18 protein-coding genes are annotated in these 22,594 nt (G+C 71.5%); 9 read left to right on the top strand and 9 right to left on the bottom strand.

The genetic code is table 11. The features are described 5' to 3' along the window. Positions 1–216: 216 nt before the first annotated feature. Positions 217–1,260 carry a carbohydrate kinase family protein gene (locus OO63_RS20130; protein ID WP_033264295.1) on the bottom strand — a complete coding sequence of 348 codons (1,044 nt, stop codon included), beginning with the start codon at positions 1,258–1,260 and terminating at the stop codon, positions 217–219. 65 nt (positions 1,261–1,325) lie between these two features. Next, positions 1,326–2,264, bottom strand: a complete 939-nt coding sequence (locus OO63_RS20125; protein ID WP_030358773.1) for a pseudouridine-5'-phosphate glycosidase — start codon at positions 2,262–2,264, stop codon at positions 1,326–1,328. Positions 2,265–2,334: 70 nt separating this feature from the next. Between OO63_RS20125 and OO63_RS20120 the strand changes: the two genes are divergently transcribed. Next, the gene (locus OO63_RS20120) at positions 2,335–2,703 is read left to right on the top strand and encodes a cupin domain-containing protein (protein WP_030358774.1); all 369 of its coding nucleotides are present in this window, start codon (positions 2,335–2,337) and stop codon (positions 2,701–2,703) included. A gap of 22 nt (positions 2,704–2,725) precedes the next feature. On the opposite strand, the gene OO63_RS20115 is transcribed toward OO63_RS20120, so the two are convergent. From OO63_RS20115 to OO63_RS20105, 3 genes are all read right to left on the bottom strand, one after another. After that, entirely contained in the window at positions 2,726–4,126 is a 1,401-nt protein-coding gene (locus OO63_RS20115; protein ID WP_078619244.1) for an MFS transporter, read from the bottom strand. Positions 4,127–4,258: 132 nt separating this feature from the next. Beyond that, positions 4,259–4,840 carry a methylated-DNA--[protein]-cysteine S-methyltransferase gene (locus OO63_RS20110; RefSeq protein ID WP_051811009.1) on the bottom strand — a complete coding sequence of 194 codons (582 nt, stop codon included), beginning with the start codon at positions 4,838–4,840 and terminating at the stop codon, positions 4,259–4,261. A gap of 167 nt (positions 4,841–5,007) precedes the next feature. Further along, positions 5,008–5,910, bottom strand: a complete 903-nt coding sequence (locus tag OO63_RS20105) for a glycerophosphodiester phosphodiesterase (protein WP_030358777.1) — start codon at positions 5,908–5,910, stop codon at positions 5,008–5,010. Positions 5,911–6,182: 272 nt separating this feature from the next. Between OO63_RS20105 and OO63_RS20100 the strand changes: the two genes are divergently transcribed. The 6 genes from OO63_RS20100 (at position 6,183) to OO63_RS20075 (ending at position 14,706) form a co-directional block, all read left to right on the top strand. Next, positions 6,183–7,073 carry an MHYT domain-containing protein gene (locus tag OO63_RS20100; RefSeq protein WP_030358778.1) on the top strand — a complete coding sequence of 297 codons (891 nt, stop codon included), beginning with the start codon at positions 6,183–6,185 and terminating at the stop codon, positions 7,071–7,073. Between the two features lie 41 nt (positions 7,074–7,114). Beyond that, positions 7,115–9,283: an excinuclease ABC subunit UvrB gene (uvrB, locus tag OO63_RS20095; RefSeq protein WP_030358779.1), complete on the top strand. Its 2,169-nt coding sequence runs from the start codon at positions 7,115–7,117 to the stop codon at positions 9,281–9,283. Positions 9,284–9,409: 126 nt separating this feature from the next. After that, positions 9,410–9,988: a TerD family protein gene (locus OO63_RS20090; RefSeq protein ID WP_030358780.1), complete on the top strand. Its 579-nt coding sequence runs from the start codon at positions 9,410–9,412 to the stop codon at positions 9,986–9,988. Between the two features lie 97 nt (positions 9,989–10,085). Next, positions 10,086–12,080 (top strand): TerD family protein, encoded by a 1,995-nt coding sequence (locus OO63_RS20085; RefSeq protein WP_030358781.1) that lies wholly within the window; start codon positions 10,086–10,088, stop codon positions 12,078–12,080. 384 nt (positions 12,081–12,464) lie between these two features. Beyond that, positions 12,465–13,484, top strand: a complete 1,020-nt coding sequence (locus OO63_RS20080; protein ID WP_030358782.1) for a TerC family protein — start codon at positions 12,465–12,467, stop codon at positions 13,482–13,484. A 121-nt stretch (positions 13,485–13,605) separates the two neighbouring features. After that, positions 13,606–14,706 carry a calcium:cation antiporter gene (locus OO63_RS20075; RefSeq protein WP_030358783.1) on the top strand — a complete coding sequence of 367 codons (1,101 nt, stop codon included), beginning with the start codon at positions 13,606–13,608 and terminating at the stop codon, positions 14,704–14,706. 30 nt (positions 14,707–14,736) lie between these two features. On the opposite strand, the gene OO63_RS20070 is transcribed toward OO63_RS20075, so the two are convergent. After that, a complete protein-coding gene (locus tag OO63_RS20070; RefSeq protein WP_030358784.1) occupies positions 14,737–16,005 on the bottom strand; it encodes an MFS transporter in 1,269 nt (422 codons plus the stop codon). A gap of 216 nt (positions 16,006–16,221) precedes the next feature. Next, a complete protein-coding gene (locus OO63_RS20065) occupies positions 16,222–17,292 on the bottom strand; it encodes a S66 family peptidase (RefSeq protein ID WP_030358785.1) in 1,071 nt (356 codons plus the stop codon). 83 nt (positions 17,293–17,375) lie between these two features. Between OO63_RS20065 and aroQ the strand changes: the two genes are divergently transcribed. Further along, positions 17,376–17,837, top strand: coding sequence for a type II 3-dehydroquinate dehydratase (gene aroQ, locus OO63_RS20060; protein WP_030358786.1), 462 nt, complete (start codon positions 17,376–17,378; stop codon positions 17,835–17,837). A gap of 16 nt (positions 17,838–17,853) precedes the next feature. On the opposite strand, the gene OO63_RS20055 is transcribed toward aroQ, so the two are convergent. Both OO63_RS20055 and OO63_RS20050 read right to left on the bottom strand, forming a co-directional pair. After that, positions 17,854–18,510, bottom strand: a complete 657-nt coding sequence (locus OO63_RS20055; RefSeq protein WP_030358787.1) for an MBL fold metallo-hydrolase — start codon at positions 18,508–18,510, stop codon at positions 17,854–17,856. Positions 18,511–18,520: 10 nt separating this feature from the next. Beyond that, positions 18,521–19,219 carry a maleylpyruvate isomerase family mycothiol-dependent enzyme gene (locus OO63_RS20050; RefSeq protein WP_030358788.1) on the bottom strand — a complete coding sequence of 233 codons (699 nt, stop codon included), beginning with the start codon at positions 19,217–19,219 and terminating at the stop codon, positions 18,521–18,523. Between the two features lie 238 nt (positions 19,220–19,457). Between OO63_RS20050 and uvrA the strand changes: the two genes are divergently transcribed. Then, on the top strand, positions 19,458–22,544 hold the full coding sequence (gene uvrA / locus OO63_RS20045) for an excinuclease ABC subunit UvrA (protein ID WP_030358789.1): 3,087 nt from the start codon (positions 19,458–19,460) through the stop codon (positions 22,542–22,544). The last annotated feature ends 50 nt before the right edge of the window (positions 22,545–22,594 follow it).

Genomic DNA, 22,594 nt, shown 5'->3' with positions numbered 1-22,594 from the left:
GGCGTGAGTCCGGGCGCGGGGCCTGGACCGAGGAACGGGGCCCTGGACTGAGGTGCGGCCCTGGACCGGAGCGTCAGCCCGGACCTGGGTGTGGGTCCGGGCGCGGGGCCTGTACCGAGACGCGGCCCTCGACCGGGGCGTGAGTCCACGCCGGAGAGTAAGTCCACACCGGAGAGTGAGCCCGCACCCGGAGAGTGACCCCGCACCCGGAGCGCCTCACGCCCCCGGGGGAGCCCCCGCACGTCCCCCGGGAAGCGGGGCCCGCAGCTCCGGCCGGGCCCCCACCCGTGACACCGCCCGCGCCCCCGCCCTGCACCCCTCGCTCACGGCGCCCCGCAGCCCCGCCCCCGCCATCCGCGACGCGACGTACGCCCCGGTGAACGCGTCGCCCGCGCCCGTGGAGTCCCGGGCGGTCGCTCGCACCGCCGGGACGCGGACCCGCACGCGCCCGTCCCGCGCGGCCAGCGCGCCGTCCCCGCCCAGCTTCACCACCACCTCGGGGAACCGGCGGCTCAGCTCGGCGGCCGCGGCGGCGGGCCCGGTCGGCCCGGCAGCGGCGGCCAGGCCCGTGGCGTCGGCGAGTCCCGTCGTCCCGGGTGGCCCCGTCAGGAGCAGTGCCTCGTCGCGGCTCGGCAGCAGTACGTCCACGCCGGCCGCGTCGGCCAGGAAGCGGTCCACGCCGTGCCGGACGAGGAACCCCACGGACGCCGGGTCCAGGCTCACCGTCACCCCACGCGCGCGTGCCGACGCCAGTGCCGCCCGCGCCGCCGCGCGGCTGGACTCGGCGAAGAACAGGTAGCCGGACAGGTGGAGCCAGGTCACGCCGTCGAGCAGGGCGGGCGTCCAGTCGGCGGGGGACAGGCGCAGGCACGCGCCGCTGTCCGTGAGGAAGGTCCGCTCGGCCGCCGCACCGGCCGCGTCGACCAGGCAGATCACCGTGCCTGTGGGCGCCTCGGGGTCGACGGCGATATGGGGACGTACCGAGGCACGGCGCAGCGTCTCCTCGTGCCACGCGGCGGCGTCGGCACCCGCCCGGCCGAGGAAACGCACGTCGCGGCACCCCCAGTGCGCCGCCCAGCAGGCGACGTTGGCGCCCGCGCCGCCCGGCACGGTGCGGATCGCCGCGACTGTGTCGGTGCCGGGGGCGAGGGGCGCCCGGTGGCGGGCGACGATGTCCGTGACGACGTCACCCACGACCAGGAGGGCGCCGGTTCCGTTCGGGGAGGGCGCCGGGTGACGGTCGGGCCCGCCGGGGGCCATCGCGCCGGGGGTCGGTGGCCCGCCGGTTGGCCCGACGCCCGCGTCCGGCGGCTCACCCGAAGCCGTCACGCCCGCGTCCACGCCGACGCGATCCGCCCCGCAAGCCGTACGTTCCCGCGTACCGCCGCGAGGTTGGCCTCCAGGGAGGCCCCTTCGGTGTGCCGCATCAAGTGGTCGAGGAGGAACGGGGTGACTGCCTGGCCCTGCACGCCTCGCGCGGCGCACTCCCGCAGCGCCTCGTCGAGTACGCGCGCGTGGAGGGCGGGTTCGAGCTGTTCGGCTTCCGGTACGGGATGGGCCACGACGAGCGCCGACTCCGGTGCGGCCAGCGCGTCCTGGGCGCGCATGACCGCGGCGACCTCGTCCGGTGTGCGCAGCGTCCAGTCCACGTCGTGCCCGGAGTCGGTGAGGTAGAAGCCGGGGAAGCGGGACGTGCCGTAGCCCGCCACCGCCACGCCCAGGGTCTCCAGGCGTTGGAGGGTCGCGGCCACGTCCAGGATCGACTTCACGCCCGCGCACACGACCGTGATCCTGGTCCGCGCGAGCAGCCCCAGGTCGGCCGACTCGTCCTGGGTGAGGGTCCACTCCCGGTGCACTCCGCCGAGCCCGCCCGTGGCGAACACACGCAGTCCCGCGCGTGCGGCGAGCAGGGCCGTCGCGGACACCGTCGTCGCCCCGCTCGCGCCCGCCGCGACGGCGAGCGGCAGGTCCCGGTGGCCCAGCTTGCGGATGCCGTCCTCCCCGGCGACCCGCTCCAACTGGTCCTTGCCGAGGCCGATGTGGGGGCGCCCGTCGAGCACGGCGATCGTGGCGGGCACGGCCCCCTCGTCGCGTACGGCCTGTTCCAGTTCGTGGGCGACGCGCAGATTGCGGGGGCGGGGCAGCCCGTGCGCGATGATCGTGGACTCCAGGGCCACGACCGGGCGCCGTCGCGCGAGAGCCGCCTGTACCTCGTCGGACACCACCAACACGGTCAGCCTCCTGCCAGTCGGGTCTTCCTTCATCCCTGGCGGGCGGCGCCCCGCGGCAAACCCGTGGCGGCGCCCCACGGCAAACCCATTAAGGTGACCGGCCATGACCACGAATGATCAGAACGCGCCCTCTTTTGCCGTGCACATTCCGGACGCCGAGCTGGAGGAGGAGCCGCTCGACCCCCAGCAGATCGTCTCCGGGGACCCCGTCGTCACCGGCAAGGTCCTCTGGGAGTCCGCCGACGGCAAGCAGCTGCGCGGCATCTGGCAGATCACCCCGGGCGTGGTGACCGACACCGAGGCCAACGAGCTGTTCGTGGTCGTCAGCGGCCGCGCCACCATCGAGGTGGAGGGCGGCGCCGTCCTGGAGGTCGGCCCCGGCGACGCGGCCGTGCTGCGCGAGGGCGACCGTACGACGTGGACCGTGCACGAGACGCTGCGCAAGGCATACCACATCACCCTCGGCGGCTGAGAGCCCGCGTGCCGGGTCGGGGTCAGTCCTTCGGTACGTCCTCGGCCACGATCCCGGCCCCGGCCCTGGTCCCCGTCCCGTCCTCGGCCCGGGCCCCGGTCCCGTCCCCGGCACCGACCTCGGTTCCGGCCTCAACCCCGGCCGCGGTCTCCACGTCTGTGCGGCCGGGGCCGCGCGTGAACAGCGCGAACGCCGCCAGCGGCAGCAGCAGGAGCGCCGCGATCAGGTTGAGCCAGCCGTAGCTCGCCCGCGCGACGATCAGGCCCGCCAACGCGCCGCCGACTCCCGCCGCCGTGTTCATGGTGAGGTCCGAGAGGCCCTGGGCTGCGGCGCGCGCGGGCTGCGGCACGGAGTCGGTGAGCAGCGCGGATCCCGCGACGAGCCCCGCCGACCAGCCGAGGCCGAGCACGAACAGGCCCGCCGCCGTCTGCCCGTGGTTGCTCCCCGCGGTCCCCGAGAGCAGCGCCGCGCAGGCGAGCAGGCTGACCGAGAGGGCGATGACGGCGAGCCGCCCGATCCGGTCCGCGAGCCGCCCCATCACCGGCGAGAACGCGTACATGCCCGCGATGTGCCCGCTGATGACCAGGCCGATCAGATCGATGCTCGCGCCGTGGTGACCGAGGTCGACCGGCGTCATCGACATGATCGACACCATGGCGGTGTGCGCGATGGCGACCGTCACCAGCGCGAGTCGCGCCTGCGGCGACGCGGCCACGGCGGCGAACCCCGCCCGCAGCGATCGGCCCGCCGCGCTCTGGTCGTCGGCGGGCTCCAGCGCGCGGGCGGTGAGCAGCGGATCGGGGCGAAGCAGCAGCGCCACCACGACCGCCGAGATCAGGAAGATCCCGGCGGCCCACACGAAGGGCCCCGCCTCCTTCGGGATGCCGATCCCCGAGACGCTGCGGCCCGCGGGCGCCGCGATGTTGGGCCCGAGGACCGCGCCGATCGTCGTGGCCCACACGACGTTGGAGATGGCGCGCGCCCTGGCCCCCGGCTCGGCGAGGTCGGCCGCCGCGAACCGCGCCTGCAGGTTGGCCGACGACGCCGCGCCGAACCCGGCCATGCCCACCAGGAGCAGCGGGAAGTTCTCGACGGCCGCGGCCACGACCACCACGGTCGCGCCCAACGCGCCGATGAGATACGCCAGTACGAGACCGGGGCGGCGGCCCCGCGCGGTCATCAGCGCCGCAAGCGGCACCGAGAGCAGCGCCGTCCCGGCGACGGTCGCGGTGGGCGCGAGCCCGGACAGCGACTCCGTGCCGCTGACCTCCTTGGCGAGCACGGCGGCCAGTGCGATGCCGACGGCCACGCCGAGCCCGCCGAGGATCTGGCTCGCGATCAGGACCGCCGTGATCCGCCGCCGCAGCGCAGGCAGTTGCTCGACGGTGACGGGGGACGGCGAGGACGAGGGTGAGGGGGATATGACCACGTCGGAAGTGTGTCAGGACAGGTGGTGTTCATGTACATGCGGTACGGGAGGGAAACACGTCCGCGGACTGCCACAGAACAGCCGACCGCCTCAGATCGGCCGACCGCCTCAGATCGGCGGGCCGCCTCAGAACAGCGGCTCGGGCAGCACCCCCTCCAGCGCGAGCAACCGCCGCTTCGTCTCCAGGCCGCCGCCGAACCCGCCGATGCCGCCGTCGCTCTCCACCACCCGGTGGCAGGGCACCACGACCGGCAGGGGATTGGCGCCCATCGCCATACCCACGGCCTGGGCCGCGCCGGGCTGGCCGACGCGGCGGGCCAGGTCTCCGTACCCCACGACCGTCCCGAACGGCACGCCCGCCGCCAGCTCGCGCAGCACCTGGCGGTTGAAGCCGGAGATCAGCGACCAGTCCAGCGGCAGCTCGAAGTCGCGCCGCTGTCCGGCGAAGTACGCCCGCAGCTGGCGTATGGGCTCGGCGAGCAGCGGTGAGTCCGGGTCCTCGACCGGCTCGGCGCCCAGCCGGGAGCCGAGGCGCTCCAGGGCCTTGTCGCGCACGTCGTCCGTGGCATGGAAGACGACCGTGACCAGGCCCGCGTCGGTCGCCGCGAGCAGCAGCGGACCGATGTCGCTCCCGACGACGGCCCATACGGCGCCGGACCGCGCGTCCGGCTCCCGACGCTCGTCCGGGTCCTGCTCGTTGTGCCCCATGGCGTTCATGGAAACCACGGTACGTCCGGGCACTGACAACGCCGCAGGACGAGTGGTCCCGCGGCGCCCGGCAGGCGAGAGGTCTGCCGTCGGCCGTGCGGCCGGCCGTTGTGTCAGTCGATACCGCTCGATACCGCTCGCTCGATACCGCTCGATGCCGGTCGACGTCAGTCGTTGATCGCCCTGCGCACCACGTCGGGCTTGTTGGTGATGATGCCGTTCACGCCGAAGCCCGCGACCCGCCGCGCGGCGGCGGCCTCGTCCACGGTCCACGTGAAGATCTCCAGGCGCTTGCCGTGCGCGCCCTTGAGGCGGTGGATCGCGGAGACGTAGCCGGCGGAGATGGACGTGTGCGTCGAGTTGATCTGGTCCGCGAACTTCGCGTATGCCGGGAGGTCGGCGGTCGCGGGCGTGCCCAGGAAGCCGGTCTTGATGTCGGGCCGCTGGGCGTGCACCTTCTTGATGCTGTCCGCGCTGAAGCTCTGGACGACCAGCTTGTTCTTCACGTGGTCGCGGTCCAGCCAGCCGGTCTTGCGCAGCACCCGCAGGGTGTCCCGCTCGATGCCGGGATACAGCTCGGGCTTCTTGATCTCCAGGACGAGGCTCTGGTGGTTGCGCGAGACGCGGTTCATGTACTGCGTGAGCGTCGGCACGCGCGCGCCCTTGTACTTCTCTCCGAACCAGCTGCCCGCGTCCAGCTTGGCGATCTCCGCCGCGGTGAAATCCTTCACCTTCCACGGGGCGCGGTGGGGGAAGACCTCCTCGACGTTCGTCGTCCGCTTCAGGCTGTCGTCGTGCACGATCACGAGCACGCCGTCCTTGGTGCGCTGGACGTCGTTCTCGACCCAGCGGAAGCCCATGCGGGCGGCCTTGTCGATCGCGGCGAGCGTGTTCTCGGGGACGTACGCGGAAGCTCCGCGGTGGGCCACGACTGTGGGGTTCTTGTGCGCGGCGGAGGCGGAGACGACGGCGGTGTCGGCGGGTGCCTGGGCGCTGGCGGTGGAGGGGAGGACGAGTGCTCCTGTTCCCAGGAGAGCTGCGGTCGTGGCGGCTGCGGCGCGTGCGTGCACGGGTTCTCCTCGCGTCATGAGCTCACGGTTCGGTTGAGAATGACAGTGCACGGCCAACTACAGACAGGTACAGGATGGCCACACGTTGAACACCGGCCTCCCAAGTGGGGACCCCAGGCGTGGAACCCGTGCTTCTTTGCCGGAAAATCGGTCGTGCGTTCACGGCTGAGCCCTACTCTCACCTCAGCCGACGGCCCGTCACCTGGCCGTCGGTCAGAGCAGACGGGGCGATCCGGGACATCCAGGTACGACAGGCGGAAGGGCTACCGCTCATGGAGGGCACGGTCGACGGCTTCAGCTACGGATTCGTCACGCCGGTGATCGCCTATCTGATGGCCTGTCTGGGCGGCGCGCTCGGCCTGCGCTGCACCACGCGGTCACTCCTGGTCGCGCACTCCTGGCGGCCCGGCTGGCTCGCGCTCGGCTCGGCCGCCATCGGGTCCGGCATCTGGACCATGCACTTCATCGCGATGATGGGCTTCAGCGTCGAGGGGACGCCGATCCACTACGACCGGGTGACGACCTTCGCGAGCCTGGCCGTCGCCATCGTCATGGTCGGCGTCGGGATCTTCATCGTCGGCTACCGCGGCGCCAGCGGAGCGGCGCTCTTCACCGGAGGCACCATCACGGGGCTCGGCATCGCCTCGATGCACTACCTGGGGATGGCCGGCATGCGCCTCGGCGGCAGGCTCCAGTACAACACCCTGACCGTCGCCGCCTCCGTGGTGATCGCCGTCGTCGCCGCCATCGCCGCCCTGTGGGCCGCGGGCCAGATCAGGGGCTTCCTGTGGAGCCTCGGCGCCAGCCTCGTCATGGGCCTCGCCGTCAGCGGCATGCACTACACCGGGATGGCCGCCGTCACCGTCCACCTGCACAGCCGCTCCACCGCGCCGCCCGGCGACTCGTCCCCCGAGATCCTCGCCCCCCTCATGGTCGGCCCGCTCGCCTTCCTGCTGCTCGCCGGTGTCATCGTGATGTTCGACCCGCTGATGATGCTGGGCAAGGCCGACCTGAAGGCCGCGGCGGCCCGCCCGCGCGGCGCCTCCTACCCCGTGCCCCGCTCCGGCGACCGCCAGCTCGGGCACGTCACCCGTCGCCCGGGGTCGCGCCCCGGCCGCAGGATCCGCCGCAGAACGGGGGCGCGGACACCGCAGAAGTGGTGAGCGCGGGGGCGTTGTCAGTGGGGGGTCGTACGGTGGGTTCCATGCGGCCCGTATCGAAGATCGAACGCACGGTGGCACCTTTCGAGGTCGTCAGCCCGTACCAGCCCAGTGGCGACCAGCCGACGGCTATCGCCGACCTGGAGAAGCGCATCCGCGCGGGCGAGAAGGACGTCGTCCTGCTCGGCGCCACCGGCACCGGCAAGTCGGCCACCACCGCGTGGATGATCGAGAAGCTCCAGCGCCCCACGCTCGTGATGGCGCCGAACAAGACGCTGGCCGCCCAGCTGGCCAACGAGTTCCGCGAGCTCCTGCCGAACAACGCCGTCGAGTACTTCGTCTCGTACTACGACTACTACCAGCCCGAGGCGTACGTCCCCCAGTCGGACACGTACATCGAGAAGGACTCCTCGATCAACGAGGAGGTCGAGCGCCTGCGCCACTCCGCGACGAACTCCCTGCTCACCCGCCGCGACGTCATCGTGGTCGCCTCCGTCTCCTGCATCTACGGCCTCGGCACCCCGCAGGAGTACGTGGACCGGATGGTCCCGCTCAAGGTCGGCGACGAGATCGACCGCGACCAGCTCCTGCGCCGCTTCGTCGACATCCAGTACACCCGCAACGACCTCGCCTTCACCCGCGGCACCTTCCGGGTCCGCGGCGACACCATCGAGATCTTCCCGGTGTACGAGGAACTGGCCGTGCGCATCGAGATGTTCGGCGACGAGATCGAGGCGCTCTCCACGCTGCACCCGCTGACCGGCGAGGTCATCAGCGACGACGACCACCTGTACGTCTTCCCGGCGTCCCACTACGTAGCGGGCCCCGAGCGCATGGAGAAGGCGATCAACGGCATCGAGAAGGAGCTCGCCGAGCGCCTCGCGGAGCTGGAGAAGCAGGGCAAGATGCTGGAGGCCCAGCGGCTGCGCATGCGCACGACGTACGACCTGGAGATGCTCCGCCAGATCGGCTCCTGCTCCGGCGTCGAGAACTACTCGATGCACTTCGACGACCGCGGCCCCGGCACCCCGCCGCACACCCTCCTCGACTACTTCCCGGACGACTTCCTGCTCGTCCTCGACGAGTCGCACGTCACGGTCCCGCAGATCGGCGCGATGTACGAGGGCGACGCCTCCCGCAAGCGCACCCTCGTGGACCACGGCTTCCGGCTGCCGTCCGCGCTCGACAACCGCCCGCTGAAGTGGGAGGAGTTCCAGCAGCGCATCGGCCAGACCGTCTATCTGTCGGCGACCCCGGGGGCGTACGAACTCTCCCGCTCCGACGGCGCAGTGGAGCAGATCATCCGCCCCACCGGCCTCGTCGACCCCGAAGTCGTCGTCAAGCCCACCGAGGGGCAGATCGACGACTTGGTGCACGAGATCCGCAAGCGCACCGAGAAGGACGAGCGCGTCCTGGTCACCACCCTCACCAAGAAGATGGCCGAGGACCTCACGGACTACTTCCTGGAACTGGGCATCCAGGTCCGCTATCTGCACAGCGACGTCGACACCCTGCGCCGCGTCGAGCTCCTGCGCGAGCTGCGCGCCGGTGAGTACGACGTCCTGGTCGGCATCAACCTCCTCCGGGAGGGCCTGGACCTGCCCGAGGTCTCCCTCGTGGCGATCCTGGACGCCGACAAGGAGGGCTTCCTGCGCTCCGGCACCTCCCTGATCCAGACGATCGGCCGCGCGGCGCGCAACGTCTCGGGCCAGGTCCACATGTACGCCGACAAGATCACCCCGGCGATGGAGAAGGCCATCGAGGAGACCAACCGCCGCCGGGAGAAGCAGATCGCGTACAACAAGGAGAAGGGCATCGACCCGCAGCCCCTCCGCAAGAAGATCAACGACATCGTGTCGGCCATCGCGCGCGAAGAGGTCGACACGGAGCAACTCCTCGGCACCGACTACCGCAAGTCGAAGGACGGCAAGAACGCCAAGGCCCCGGTGCCGTCGCTCGGCACGGCGGGCGGCGCGGCCGCCGCCAAGGGCGCGAAGGCGGGGACGGCGGGGAAGGCCGCCAAGGGCAAGGCCGCGCAGACGGTGCCCACGGACCGGCCCGCCGCCGAACTGGCCGAGCAGATCGAGGAGATGACCGCGCGGATGCGCGCCGCCGCCGCGGACCTGCAGTTCGAGATCGCGGCACGCCTGCGCGACGAGGTGTCGGAGATGAAGAAGGAACTGCGGCAGATGAAGGAGGCAGGCCAGGCGTAGCGCAGTGTTGCAACACCGACACAAAGTGCCCGGCAGGGTGCGGCGCGGTGGACAGGGCTGCATAGGGTGATGGGCAACCGCCCGCAGCGGGCGGTTGCCCAGGGCAGTTCGAGAAGGGGACAGCGCGTGACGGTCAACATGACCAAGGGCCAGGCCATCAGCCTGCAGAAGGACGACGGGGGCGCTCTGACGTCGGTGCGCATGGGACTGGGCTGGCAGGCGGCCCCGCGGCGCGGCCTGTTCGGCACCCGCACGCGTGAGATCGACCTCGACGCGTCGGCCGTCCTGTTCGCCGACAAGCAGCCCGTCGACGTGGTGTTCTTCCGGCACCTCGTCAGCGACGACGGCTCCGTGCGGCACACCGGCGACAACCTGGTCGGCGGCGTCGGACAGGGCGGCGACGACGAGGCCATCCTCGTCGACCTGCAGCGCGTCCCGGTCCACATCGACCAGATCGTCTTCACGGTGAACTCCTTCACCGGCCAGACCTTCCAGGAAGTGCAGAACGCGTTCTGCCGTCTGGTCGACGAGACCAACGGCCAGGAACTGGCCCGCTACACCCTCGACGGCGGCGGCCAGTACACCGCCCAGATCATGGCCAAGGTCAACCGCGCGGGCTCCGGCTGGCAGATGACCGCCCTCGGCAACCCCGCCAACGGCCGCACCTTCCAGGACCTGATGCCGTCGATCCTGCCGCACCTCTGAGCATCACCGCACCACCGCCCGGTCGAGCACCACCGCCCAGACGGCAGTCCGCACACAGGCCCGGTGAGGGGGCCTACACCAAGGGGGAACGAACGCGATGACCGCCGAGCTGGTCAGGGGGCAGAACCATCCGGTTCCCGGCACCCGCCTAGAGATCCGGGTGTCGGCCGGAAAGCCGATCGTCGCCGGCGCCACCCTCTGCGACGACCGGCGCAAGGTGCGCGGCACCTCCTGGGTCGCCCACCCCGGTGCCCCCACCCTGCCCGGACTCGAAGTGTCCCGGCAGGCGGCCGCCGACCACCGCCTCGCCGTCGACCTGGGCGCGCTGCCGGACGGCGCGCACCAGGTCAACGTGCTGCTCGCGCTGCCCGTCGGCGTCGCGGGCCCGGTCACCTTCGGCGCCGTCGCCGCGCCCTTCGTGGCCGTCACCGGACTCGACGGCACCGAGATCGCCAGCTACACGATCACGGACCTGTCCGCCGAGTCCGCCGTCGTCGCCCTGGAGCTGTATCGCAAGCAGGACGTCTGGAAGGTGCGCGCGGTCGGCCAGGGCTACGCCGGCGGACTCGCCGACATGCTCGCCGACCAGGGCCTGCCCGAGGCCCAGGAGCTCGCGACCGCCATCAACGACGCGGTGGCGCGCGGCCTCGCCCGCTCGGTGGCCGCGCCCCCGCCCCGCCCGACGGACGAGACCCGCGTGCGCGCCGCCGCCCAGGGCCACACGAGCCCCGGCCGCCAGCCCACGGCACCCGAGCCGGGCCCCGACACCACCTCCCAGGCCGTCACCCCCGCGCCCGCCGACGGCGGCCAGCCCCCGCAGCCCGTCGCGCCCGCGGCCGGCGACGCCACCCCGCCCCCGCAGCCCGGCGACGGCGGCCCCGTGAACTACACCCACCCGCGCCGTCAGACCAGCGCGCCCCCGCCGCCCCCGCCCACCGCGCCGCCCGCCGCACCCGGGCAGCCCGCCCGCCCCGTCGCGGGCGACGCCACGGGCTGGTCCATGGAGGAGCGTCTGTACAACCAGGTGTGGGGCATGTTCGAGGACCTGGCCCGCTCCGCCTCGGCGTACCGCAGCGCGGTGGACTTCGCCGAGTCCCGCATGGAGCAGGAGCTGGACAAGGTCCTCTCCGACCCGCGCAGCCGCATCGGCGGCACCGGCGACGCCGCGCGCGAGGCCGCCCGCGCCCGCCACGGCGACCTCGTCGACCAGGCCAGGGCCGCCCTCGACCGGGACCTCGCCCAGCTCGCCACCGAGGCGGAGGTCGTCGAGCCGGCCCTGCCCCCGGCGTTCGCCGACTGGTCGAGCCCGGTCTGGCAGGGGTACCGCGCGCCCATGGAGATCCCCATGGCCCTGCGCCTCGGCGGCCTCCATCTGCCCGAGCGCCCCGAGCTGCGCATCCCCATGCTCGTCCGGCTGCCCCTGGAGCGCGGCCTGTGGATCGACAGCGGCCGCTCCGGCACGGACTCCCTCGCGGACGCCGACCAGCTGCGCCGCCTCGCCCTGGACAGCGCCGTCGCGCACGCCGCGCGGCTGCTCGCCTCGTATCCGCCCGGCGCGTTCACCGTGCACATCATCGACGCCGCGGGCAGCGGCAGGAGCGCGTTCGCCCCGCTGGTGAGCGCCGGGGTCCTGGACGAGCCGCCCGCGACCGGCGCCGCGGGCGCCGCCGCCGTGCTCACACGGCTCACCCAGCGCGTGGACCTCGTCCAGATGGCGGTCCGCGGCGGCATGGCCGACGCGCTGCCGCAGGACCTGGACACCGGCGAGCACCTCCTGATCGTCAACGACTTCCCGCACGGCTTCGACGACCGCGCCGTGACCCGGCTGCGCTACCTCGCGGACGAGGGCCCCGCCGTCGGCGTGCACCTGATGCTGGTCGCCGACCGCGAGGACGCCTCGGAGTACGGCCCGCTCCTCGACCCGCTGTGGCGGGCCCTGCTGCGCCTCACCCCGGTCCCTGAGGACCACCTCGCGGACCCGTGGGTGGGTCACGCGTGGACGTACGAACCCTCGCTCGCCCCGCCCGGCAGCCAGGTCATCGGCCACGTCCTCGACCGCGTGGGCGCGGCCCGCCGCACCGGGAGCCGCTGAGCCGCCACCGCGCGTCCGAGCCGCCCGTCGAGGGCTCGGACGCGGGCTTCCGCGCATCCGCACGACCTCGCGTCACCAAGTCGACAAATGTCCCACCGGCCCCTCCCGTGCCGGCGCCGCCAAGTCGACCTAGAGACTGACGGGTGCCCACGCACCCCTCTGAGCTGGTCATTTGGTGCTCGTTTGCCGGTCCCTTTACCTAACCTTGGTCTTTCGCGTACTCTTCTCCGTGCGGAGGGGAGTACTCCCAGACGAGACGTACCCGTCAATACGGACCGCCATCGGTCCCGGGGCGTCGGACCGGGGCGCGCGGACAGCGCCCGGGTGGAAGAGACCTCCGGCAGCGACGACGCTGATCAGTAGCCGTACGACGCCGGAGGCGCAGTGGACGTTTCTATGACCTTGTGGGTGACGACCGTTCTCGGTCTGTGTGCCCTGATCGCGGTCGACTTCTTCATCGGGCGCAAGCCCCATGACGTGTCGATCAAGGAAGCCGGAATCTGGACGATCGTCTGGATCATCCTCGCCGTGCTCTTCGGCCTCGGCCTGCTGTTCGCGGGCGAGACGCAGGCGTCCGGCGAGTTCTTCGCGGGCTTCATCACGGAGAAGTCGCTCTCCGTCGACAACCTCTTCGTCTTCATCCTGATCATGGCGAAGTTCTCGGTGCCCTCTCACCTCCAGCAGCGCGTGCTGCTGTTCGGTGTGCTGATCGCCCTGGTCCTGCGAGCGATCTTCATCGCCGCCGGCGCCGCGGTCATCGCCAACTTCTCCTGGGTCTTCTACATCTTCGGCGCGTTCCTGATCTACACCGCCTGGAAGCTCATCCAGGAGGCGCGTGCCGACGAGGAGGAAGAGGACTGGGAGGAGAACCGCCTCCTGAAGTCCATCGAGAAGAAGTTCGGCGTCTCCGACCGGTACGAGGGCACGAAGCTCTTCATCCGGAAGAACGGCAAGAAGATCATGACGCCCCTCATGGTCGTCATGCTCGCCATCGGCACCACCGACGTCCTGTTCGCCATGGACTCCATCCCGGCGATCTTCGGCCTCACCCAGGACCCGTACATCGTCTTCACCGCCAACGCCTTCGCCCTGATGGGTCTGCGGCAGCTGTACTTCCTCATCGGCGGACTGCTCAAGAAGCTGGTCCACCTGAGCTACGGCCTGTCGGTGATCCTCGGCTTCATCGGTGTGAAGCTCGTGCTGCACGCCCTGCACGAGAACGGCGTGCACGTCCCCGAGATCTCCATCCCGGTCTCGCTCGGCGTCATCTGCGGTGTCCTGATCATCACGACGATCACCAGCCTCATGGCCTCCAAGAAGCAGGCGGAGCGCGACGCCGCCGAGGCCGGCAGCGGCGACGGGTCCGGCAAGGACGACGTCCAGAAGGACAGCATCGAGGCGTGACGGTGGCGGCTGTGTGAAGAACCACCCCGGAGCGGTACACGGTCCTCGACCGTGCACCGCTTCCGCATGAAAGGAACCTATGAAGTCGCGGCCCTCCCGTGAGCGGGGCAGCATCGAAAACATGATCCCTAAGCTCCGGGCACTCGCCGCACGGTGGACGACCGCCGTGCCCGTGCTCGGAATCGTCCTCCTCGCCCTCACCTGGGGGCGCGACCTTCCGGGCGTGGTCGTCGGCCTGGTGACGGCGGTACTGGCCGGAGCGGTGCTCGCCGCGGTCCACCACGCCGAGGTCATCGCGCACCGCGTCGGCGAACCCTTCGGCTCCCTCGTCCTGGCCGTCGCGGTCACCATCATCGAGGTCGCCCTCATCGTCACCCTCATGGTCGACGGCGGCGACAAGAGCTCCACGCTGGCCCGCGACACCGTCTTCGCCGCCGTGATGATCACCTGCAACGGCATACTCGGCCTCTGCCTGCTGACCGGCGCCCTGCGCCACCGCGTCGCCGTCTTCAACTCCGAGGGCACCGGCGCCGCGCTCGCGACCGTCGCCACCCTGGCCACGCTCAGCCTGGTCCTGCCGACGTTCACGACGTCCAAGCCCGGACCGGAGTTCTCCACGGCGCAGCTCACCTTCGCCGCCCTGTCGTCCCTCGTCCTGTACGGCCTGTTCGTCGCGACGCAGACCGTGCGGCACCGCGACTACTTCCTGCCGGTCACCAAGGAGGGAGCGGTCGTCGACGAGGACGACCACGCCGAAGGCCCCTCCGCCCGCACCGCCCTGATCAGTCTCGGCCTGCTCGCGCTCGCCCTCATCGGCGTCGTCGGGCTCGCCAAGGGCGTGTCGCCCACCATCGAGTCGGGCGTCGAGTCGGCCGGTCTGCCGCACGCCGTCGTCGGCGTGATCATCGCGCTGCTCGTGCTGCTCCCCGAGACCATCGCGGCCGTGCGCGCGGCCCGCCGCAACCGTGTCCAGACCAGCCTGAACCTGGCCCTGGGCTCGGCGATGGCCAGCATCGGCCTGACCATCCCCGCCGTCGCCATCGCCTCCGTGTGGCTGTCCGGGCCGCTCGTGCTCGGCCTCAGCTCGACCCACATGGTGCTCCTCGTGCTTACCGTCCTCGTCGGCACCCTCACGGTCGTGCCCGGCCGCGCGACGCCCCTGCAGGGCGGTGTGCACCTGGTGCTGTTCGCGGCGTACCTGGAGCTCGCGGTCAATCCCTGACGCGCGGGAGCGACGGTGCCGGCCCCGGGATCACCCCGTGGCCGGCACCACCGCCTCCTCGCGCACGGGCCGCGTCTCCGGAAGCAGCGCGAAGCACCCGAGACTCAGCACCGCCACGGCCGTCAGATACGCGGCCACACCCCATGGAGTGCCCTCACCGTTCGCCGCCGCGGTCGCCACCATCGGCGTGAGCGCCCCGCCGAGGACACCGGCCAGGTTGTAGCCCACCGCCGCCCCCGTGCAGCGCACCCGCGGCTCGTACAGCTCCGGCAGATACGCGGCGATCACGGAGAACATCGTGACGAACGCGAGCAGCGCCACCAGGAAGCCCAGGAACATCAGGAGCGGCTCGCCCGTGGCCAGGAGGGCGACCATCGGGAACATCCACAGGGCGATCGCCGTGCACCCCACCAGACACATCGGCCGCCTTCCGTACCGGTCGCCCAGGACGGCCGCCACGGGCGTCAGCGCGCCCTTGACGACGACAGCGGCCATGATGCACGCCAGCATGACGGTACGGCTGACACCGAGGTGCTCCACGCCGTACGACAGCGACCACGTCGTGACGGCGTAGAACACCGCGTACCCGACGGCGAGCGCGCCCGCCGTGAGCAGCACGAGCCGCCAGTGTCCGCGCGCCACCTCGACGAGCGGCACGCGCGCGTGCTCGCGGACCTGGAGGAAGTCCGGGCTCTCCGTGAGCGAGGCGCGCAGCGCGATCCCCGCCACGGCGAGCACCCCCGCTCCCCAGAACGGGATGCGCCACCCCCAGGAGGCGAACTGCGCCTCCGTCAGGGTCGCGGACAGCGCCAGCGTCACGCCGTTGGCCAGCAGGAACCCGATCGCGGGCCCGACCTGCGGGAAGCTCGCCCACAGCGCGCGCCGTTCGGGCGGCGCGTGCTCGGCGGTCAGCAGCACCGCACCGCCCCACTCGCCGCCGAGCCCCACACCCTGCACGAAACGCAGCACGAGCAGCAGCACGGGGGCGGCCACACCGATCGTCTCGTACGTCGGTACGCAGCCCACGGCGACGGTGGCGAGGCCCGTCAAGAGCAGCGAGATCACCAGGACGGGCCGTCGGCCGCGCCGGTCTCCGAGGTGCCCGAAGAGCACGGAGCCGAGCGGCCGGGCCACGAAGCCCACTCCGAATGTCGCGAACGCCGCGAGAGTTCCCGCCAGCGGGGAGAACGTCGGAAAGAACAGCGGCCCGAGGACGAGGGCCGCCGCGGTGCCGTAGATGAAGAAGTCGTAGAACTCGATGGCCGTCCCGGCGAGCGACGCGGCGGCGAGCCGAGGCAGCGAAGGGGGCGTGGGCCGGGGTGCGGACTTGGGCGTGGACGGTGCTGTGGGCTGGGCCGTGGCCTGGGATTCTGACGGAGAGTCACTGTTGTGCACGGTGCGTCAACTACCCGGTGTGACGGGCGGTTACGGGGGCGTGCGGGAGTCCGAGGGCGCGCCGGAAGGCCCGGCGGCGCGCCCCGCCCGAGGATGCCGACGTCCCGCACGCGCGCGTGGTCAGTACGTGACCGTGATCCGCCGCTCGTCGCCGTCCACCCGCACGGTGCCGCCGTACGGGATCACGTACTGCGGATCCGTGTGCCCGAGGTCCACGTCGAAGACGGCCATGGTGGCGGGCGCGTACGCCAAGAGCGCGTCCAGTACGGCTTCGCGCTGCTCGCGGGCGTAACGGACGCGCTCCTCGGGGCCGTTGGGGCGGTCGAGGCTCCAGCGCTTGGCGCGGCCCATGATCAGCGCGGCGAAGCGTGCGAGCAGTCCGCGCTCGCCCATGGCGCGCAGGATCCGGAAGACCTCGGCGGGGGAGGGGAGTTGCTCCGTCGTCTCCAGGAACAGCACGTGCCCGTCGTACGCGGCGGGGTCGGCGATCTCGCGGTCGGCCATCAGGAGCCCGGCAAGGACCTCCAGGCAGCCGCCCCAGGAGCGCCCCTCCACGACCCGCTCGGCGCCCTCCGGCAGATGCCAGCTCCAGCCCTCGCCCGGCTCCGTCGGCGGTTCCACGGCGAGGGCCGCCGGGTCGTCCCAGGAGCCGTCGATGTCACGGAAACGCTCGGCGGGGCGCAGCTCGTAGGGGCCGGGCGTGAACAGGGCGGCGCGCAGCGAGTCGGCGGTCGGGGCGGCCATGGCCCCCGGTCGCCCCAGCTCGCACATCACCGACGCCCCGTGGAAGCTGACGACGCCGGTCTGCCACAGGAAGGCGTGCAGGTTGGTGTTGTCGCTGAACCCGAAGAACGGCTTGGGGTGCGCCCGGATCAACTCCCGGTCGAGGAACGGCAGCACGGTGATCTGGTCGTCGCCGCCGATGCTCGCGATGATCGCCTTGATCTGCGGATCGGTGAACGCGGCGTGCAGGTCGTCGGCCCGCTGCTGCGGCGATGCGCCCATCCTGCGTGTCGTCGGATACTCCACGGGCTCCAGGAGGAAGTCCGTCCGCAGCCGCCGCAGGCCCAGTTCGTAGGGGAGCGGGAAGAGCTCCGGCAGTCCGGCCGCGGGCGACACGACGGCGACGCGGTCGCCCGGGGAGGGCTTCGGCGGATAGATCGGCGGGTGCGGGCGGCCGGGTGGTGTCATGCCCGGCAGCGTACGGCCCGGGTCACCGCGCCCGCGCCGTGATAAACCGTCTGGGAGCAGCAGTCCGACGCACGGAGGTCCCTGTGCCCCACACTCTCGCCACCGCCCCGGTCCTGATCCTGAACGGGCCCAACCTGAACCTCCTGGGTCGTCGGCAGCCGGAGATCTACGGCACCGACACGCTCGCCGACGTCGAGGCGATGTGCGCCAAGGCGGCCGCGGCGCACGGCGGGACGGTCGACCTGCGGCAGTCCAACCACGAGGGCGAGCTGGTCGACTGGATCCACGAGGCGCGCGAGCACCACGCGGGCATCGTCATCAACCCGGCCGCGTACTCGCACACGTCGGTCGCCATCCTGGACGCGCTCAACACGTGCGACGGCATGCCGGTGGTGGAGGTCCACATCTCCAACATCCACCAGCGTGAGTCGTTCCGGCACCACTCGTACGTCTCGCAGCGCGCCGACGGCGTCATCGCGGGCTGCGGCGTGCAGGGGTACGTGTTCGGGGTGGAGCGGGTGGCGGCGCTGCTGGGGCGGGGCTAGGCCCGCCCCAGCGGGGTCACCAGCCGCGTGCGCGCCACTCCGCGAGGTGCGGGCGCTCCGCGCCCAGCGTGGTGTCCTTGCCGTGGCCCGGGTAGACCCACGTCTCGTCGGGAAGCGTGCCGAAGATCTTCGTCTCGACGCCCTCGATGAGGCTCGCGAACCGCTCCGGGTCCTCCCAGGTGTTGCCGACGCCTCCGGGGAAGAGGCAGTCGCCGGTGAAGACGTGCGGGTGGCCGTGCGGGTCGTCGTAGACGAGGGCGATCGAGCCCGGGGTGTGGCCCACGAGGTGCCGGGCGGTCAGCGAGATCCGGCCGAAGGTGATGGTGTCGCCGTCGTCGACGAGGACGTCCGTCGGCGTCGGGATGCCCTCGGCGTCCTCGCGGCCCGCGTACGTGCGCGCGCCGGTCGCCGCGACGACCTCCTCGAGGGCCTGCCAGTGGTCGCCGTGCTGGTGGGTCGTGACGACGGCCTTGACGCCGTCGTCACCGATGAGGCTCAGCACCGTCTGCGGGTCGTTCGCCGCGTCGATCAGGAGCTGCTCGTCGGTGGCCCGACAGCGCAGCAGGTAGGCGTTGTTGTCCATCGGGCCGACCGCGACCTTCGAGATCATCAGGTCCTGCAGCTCGTGCACGTCCGCGGGCCCGCCGACCTTCACCACTCCGCTGTACGTCATGCGACTCAGCCTATAGCGGGGGGAGGGCGGGCAGGGTGCCGCCTTCGACGGTCAGCTCGGCGGTGAGCGTGTGCTGGTCGCGGCGGCCTGCGAGCCAGCCGACCAGCGCCGGAGCCGGGCCGCTCACGGTGACCTCGGGCTTGTCCGCGGCACGGCCCGTCGACCACGCGCGCGTGCCGTCGGTGACCCTCGTCGGCGGTACCTCCGGGTTGCCCGAGAAGCGGTCGGTGAGGAAGCCGATCTCGCGCTCCAGGAAGTCGGCCGGCACATCCTCCAGCTCGTAGCCGATCCCGAGGTCGACGTGGTGCAGCTCCAGCTCGACCCAGCGCCGGAACGGCACCCGGGACGCCGAGTCCGTGACACCGTTGCGCATCGTGATGGTGCGGGACCAGTCGGCGGGCAGCGCGGCCTGGGCCTCCAGCCGGGCCGCGCTCTCCCGCAGGTCGGCGAGCTGCACCTCCAGCGCACGCGGAGCGTCCCGCTCGATGTCGGCGTCCCGCGCCTCCCCGCTCACGTACATGGGCCGCCCGGCCAGAACGTTCACCAGGGCGTCGGCGTTCCGCGCGACGTGCGCGAGGACGTGGCCGCGCGTCCAGCCGGGAAGCCGTGACGGCTCGGCCGTCGAAACGTTGTCCAATGCGGCGGCTGCGGCGAGCAGCCGTTCGGTCGCGTCACGTACAGACGCCAGGTCGCGCACATGATCAATCATGGGCCCGACGATAGCTCCGCCACACGTTCGGGTGAAGGCGGTGGGCGAGGCCCGCAAATCGAATGTCCGTGCTATAAGGTCGGTTGCGGCATCGGGCATTCTTGGTAGTCCGGGTTTCATCGACCTCCGGGTCTCGCGAACCAGAGAATCCGGCCCGGCGTTGTCAGTGGGTCGCCCTAGTCTGTGAACGACGGGGGCCCCGCCCCTGTCACTTCTCTCAAGAAAGGTGCGGACCGGCGTGGCCGACCGTCTCATCGTCCGTGGCGCGCGCGAGCACAATCTCAAGAACGTCTCGCTCGACCTCCCGCGTGACTCCCTCATCGTCTTCACCGGTCTGTCCGGGTCCGGCAAGTCCTCGCTCGCGTTCGACACGATCTTCGCCGAGGGTCAGCGGCGCTACGTCGAGTCGCTCTCGTCGTACGCCCGCCAGTTCCTCGGCCAGATGGACAAGCCGGACGTCGACTTCATCGAGGGACTGTCCCCCGCGGTCTCCATCGACCAGAAGTCGACCTCGCGCAACCCGCGCTCCACGGTCGGCACCATCACCGAGGTCTACGACTACCTGCGCCTGCTGTTCGCGCGCATCGGCAAGCCGCACTGCCCCGAGTGCCGCCGCCCGATCTCCCGGCAGTCCCCGCAGGCCATCGTCGACAAGGTCCTCGAACTGCCCGAGGGCAGCCGCTTCCAGGTGCTCTCGCCGCTGGTGCGCGAGCGCAAGGGCGAGTTCGTCGACCTCTTCGCCGACCTCCAGACCAAGGGATACAGCCGCGCCCGGGTGGACGGCGCGACCATCCAGCTCTCCGAGCCGCCCACGCTGAAGAAGCAGGAGAAGCACACCATCGAGGTGGTCGTCGACCGCCTCACGGTGAAGGACTCCGCCAAGCGCCGCCTGACCGACTCCGTGGAGACCGCGCTCGGCCTCTCCGGCGGCATGGTCGTCCTGGACTTCGTCGACCTCCCCGAGGACGACCCCGAGCGCGAGCGGATGTACTCGGAGCACCTCTACTGCCCGTACGACGACCTGTCCTTCGAGGAGCTGGAGCCCCGCTCCTTCTCGTTCAACTCGCCCTTCGGCGCCTGCCCGGACTGCACCGGCATCGGCACGCGCATGGAGGTCGACCCGGAGCTGATCGTCCCGGACGAGGACAAGTCGCTCGACGAGGGCGCCATCCACCCCTGGTCCCACGGCCACACCAAGGACTACTTCGGCCGCCTCGTCGGCGCCCTCGCCGACGCGCTCGGCTTCGCCACGGACATGCCCTGGGCGGGCCTGCCCCAGCGCGCCAAGAAGGCCCTGCTGCACGGCCACAAGACCCAGATCGAAGTGCGCTACCGCAACAGGTACGGCAGGGAGCGCGTCTACACCACCGCCTTCGAAGGTGCCGTGCCCTTCGTCAAGCGGCGGCACAGCGAGGCCGAGAGCGACGCCAGCCGCGAGCGCTTCGAGGGCTATATGCGCGAGGTGCCCTGCCCCACCTGTGAGGGCACGCGCCTCAAGCCGATCGTCCTCGCCGTCACGGTCATGGGGCGGTCCATCGCCGAGGTCTCCGCGATGTCGATCAGCGACTGCGCGGACTTCCTCGCCGAGCTGCGGCTCGACGCCCGCGACAAGAAGATCGCCGAGCGGGTCCTGAAGGAGGTCAACGAACGACTGCGCTTCCTGGTCGACGTCGGCCTGGACTACCTCTCGCTCAACCGCGCCGCGGGCACCCTCTCCGGCGGCGAGGCCCAGCGCATCCGCCTGGCCACGCAGATCGGCTCCGGTCTTGTCGGCGTGCTGTACGTCCTGGACGAGCCGTCCATCGGCCTGCACCAGCGCGACAACCACCGCCTCATCGAGACCCTGGTCCGGCTGCGCGACATGGGCAACACCCTGATCGTCGTCGAGCACGACGAGGACACCATCAAGGTCGCCGACTGGGTCGTGGACATCGGCCCCGGCGCGGGCGAGCACGGCGGCAAGGTCGTGCACAGCGGCTCCCTCAAGGAACTGCTCGCCAACGACAAGTCGGTCACCGGTCAGTACCTGTCGGGCAAGAAGGCCATCCCCGTCCCCGACATCCGCCGCCCCGCCGACCCCACCCGCCGCCTGACGGTGCACGGCGCCCGCGAGAACAACCTCCAGGACATCGACGTCTCCTTCCCGCTCGGCGTCCTCACCGCCGTCACCGGCGTCTCCGGGTCCGGCAAGTCCACGCTGGTCAACGACATCCTCTACACCCACCTGGCCCGCGAGCTGAACGGCGCCAGGTCGGTCCCCGGCCGCCACACGCGCGTGGAGGGCGACGACCTCGTCGACAAGGTCGTGCACGTCGACCAGTCACCCATCGGCCGCACCCCCCGGTCGAACCCGGCGACGTACACCGGAGTCTTCGACCACGTCCGCAAGCTCTTCGCGGAGACCACGGAGGCGAAGGTCAGGGGCTATCTCCCCGGACGCTTCTCCTTCAACGTCAAGGGCGGCCGCTGCGAGAACTGCTCCGGCGACGGCACCATCAAGATCGAGATGAACTTCCTCCCGGATGTGTACGTCCCCTGCGAGGTCTGCCACGGCGCGCGGTACAACCGCGAGACCCTGGACGTGCACTACAAGGGCAAGTCCATCGCCGAGGTCCTCGACATGCCCATCGAGGAGGCGCTCGACTTCTTCGAAGCGGTGCCCGGCATCGCCCGGCACCTGAAGACCCTCCACGACGTGGGCCTCGGCTATGTCCGGCTCGGCCAGTCCGCGCCCACCCTCTCCGGCGGCGAGGCCCAGCGTGTGAAGCTGGCCAGCGAGCTCCAGAAGCGCTCCACGGGCCGCACGGTCTACGTCCTCGACGAGCCGACCACCGGTCTGCACTTCGAAGACATCAGCAAGCTGATCACGGTCCTGTCCGGCCTGGTCGACAAGGGCAACACGGTCATCGTCATCGAGCACAACCTCGACGTGATCAAGACCGCGGACTGGGTCGTCGACATGGGCCCGGAGGGCGGCAGCGGCGGCGGCCTCGTCATCGCCGAAGGCACCCCCGAGCAGGTCGCCGGCGTCCCGACCAGCCACACCGGCAAGTTCCTGCGCGACATCATCGCCGCCGACCGCATCAGCGACGCGGCGGTGCCCGCGGCCCGCCGGAGCACCAAGAAGACCACCGCCAAGAAGACGGTGGCCTCCAAGTCGGCCCCCACGAAGACCGCCGTCACCAAGTCGACGGTCACCAAGTCGGAGCCCACGAAGGCGTCGGCCACGAAGAAGACGGCCACCGCCAAGCAGGCCGCCACCAAGAAGGCGACGGCCAAGAAGGCACCCGCGAAGAAGACGGCGACGCGGACCCGCAAGGCCTGAGGCCGAGCGTCCGTCCGGCCACGGCCACGGGCCGTCACGTCAGCGCGCCA

This window comes from Streptomyces alboflavus (assembly GCF_000716675.1).
Taxonomy (GTDB): Bacteria; Actinomycetota; Actinomycetes; order Streptomycetales; family Streptomycetaceae; genus Streptomyces; species Streptomyces alboflavus.
Note: the sequence above shows the minus strand (reverse complement) of the source record. Positions and strands in the feature narration are given on the sequence as shown.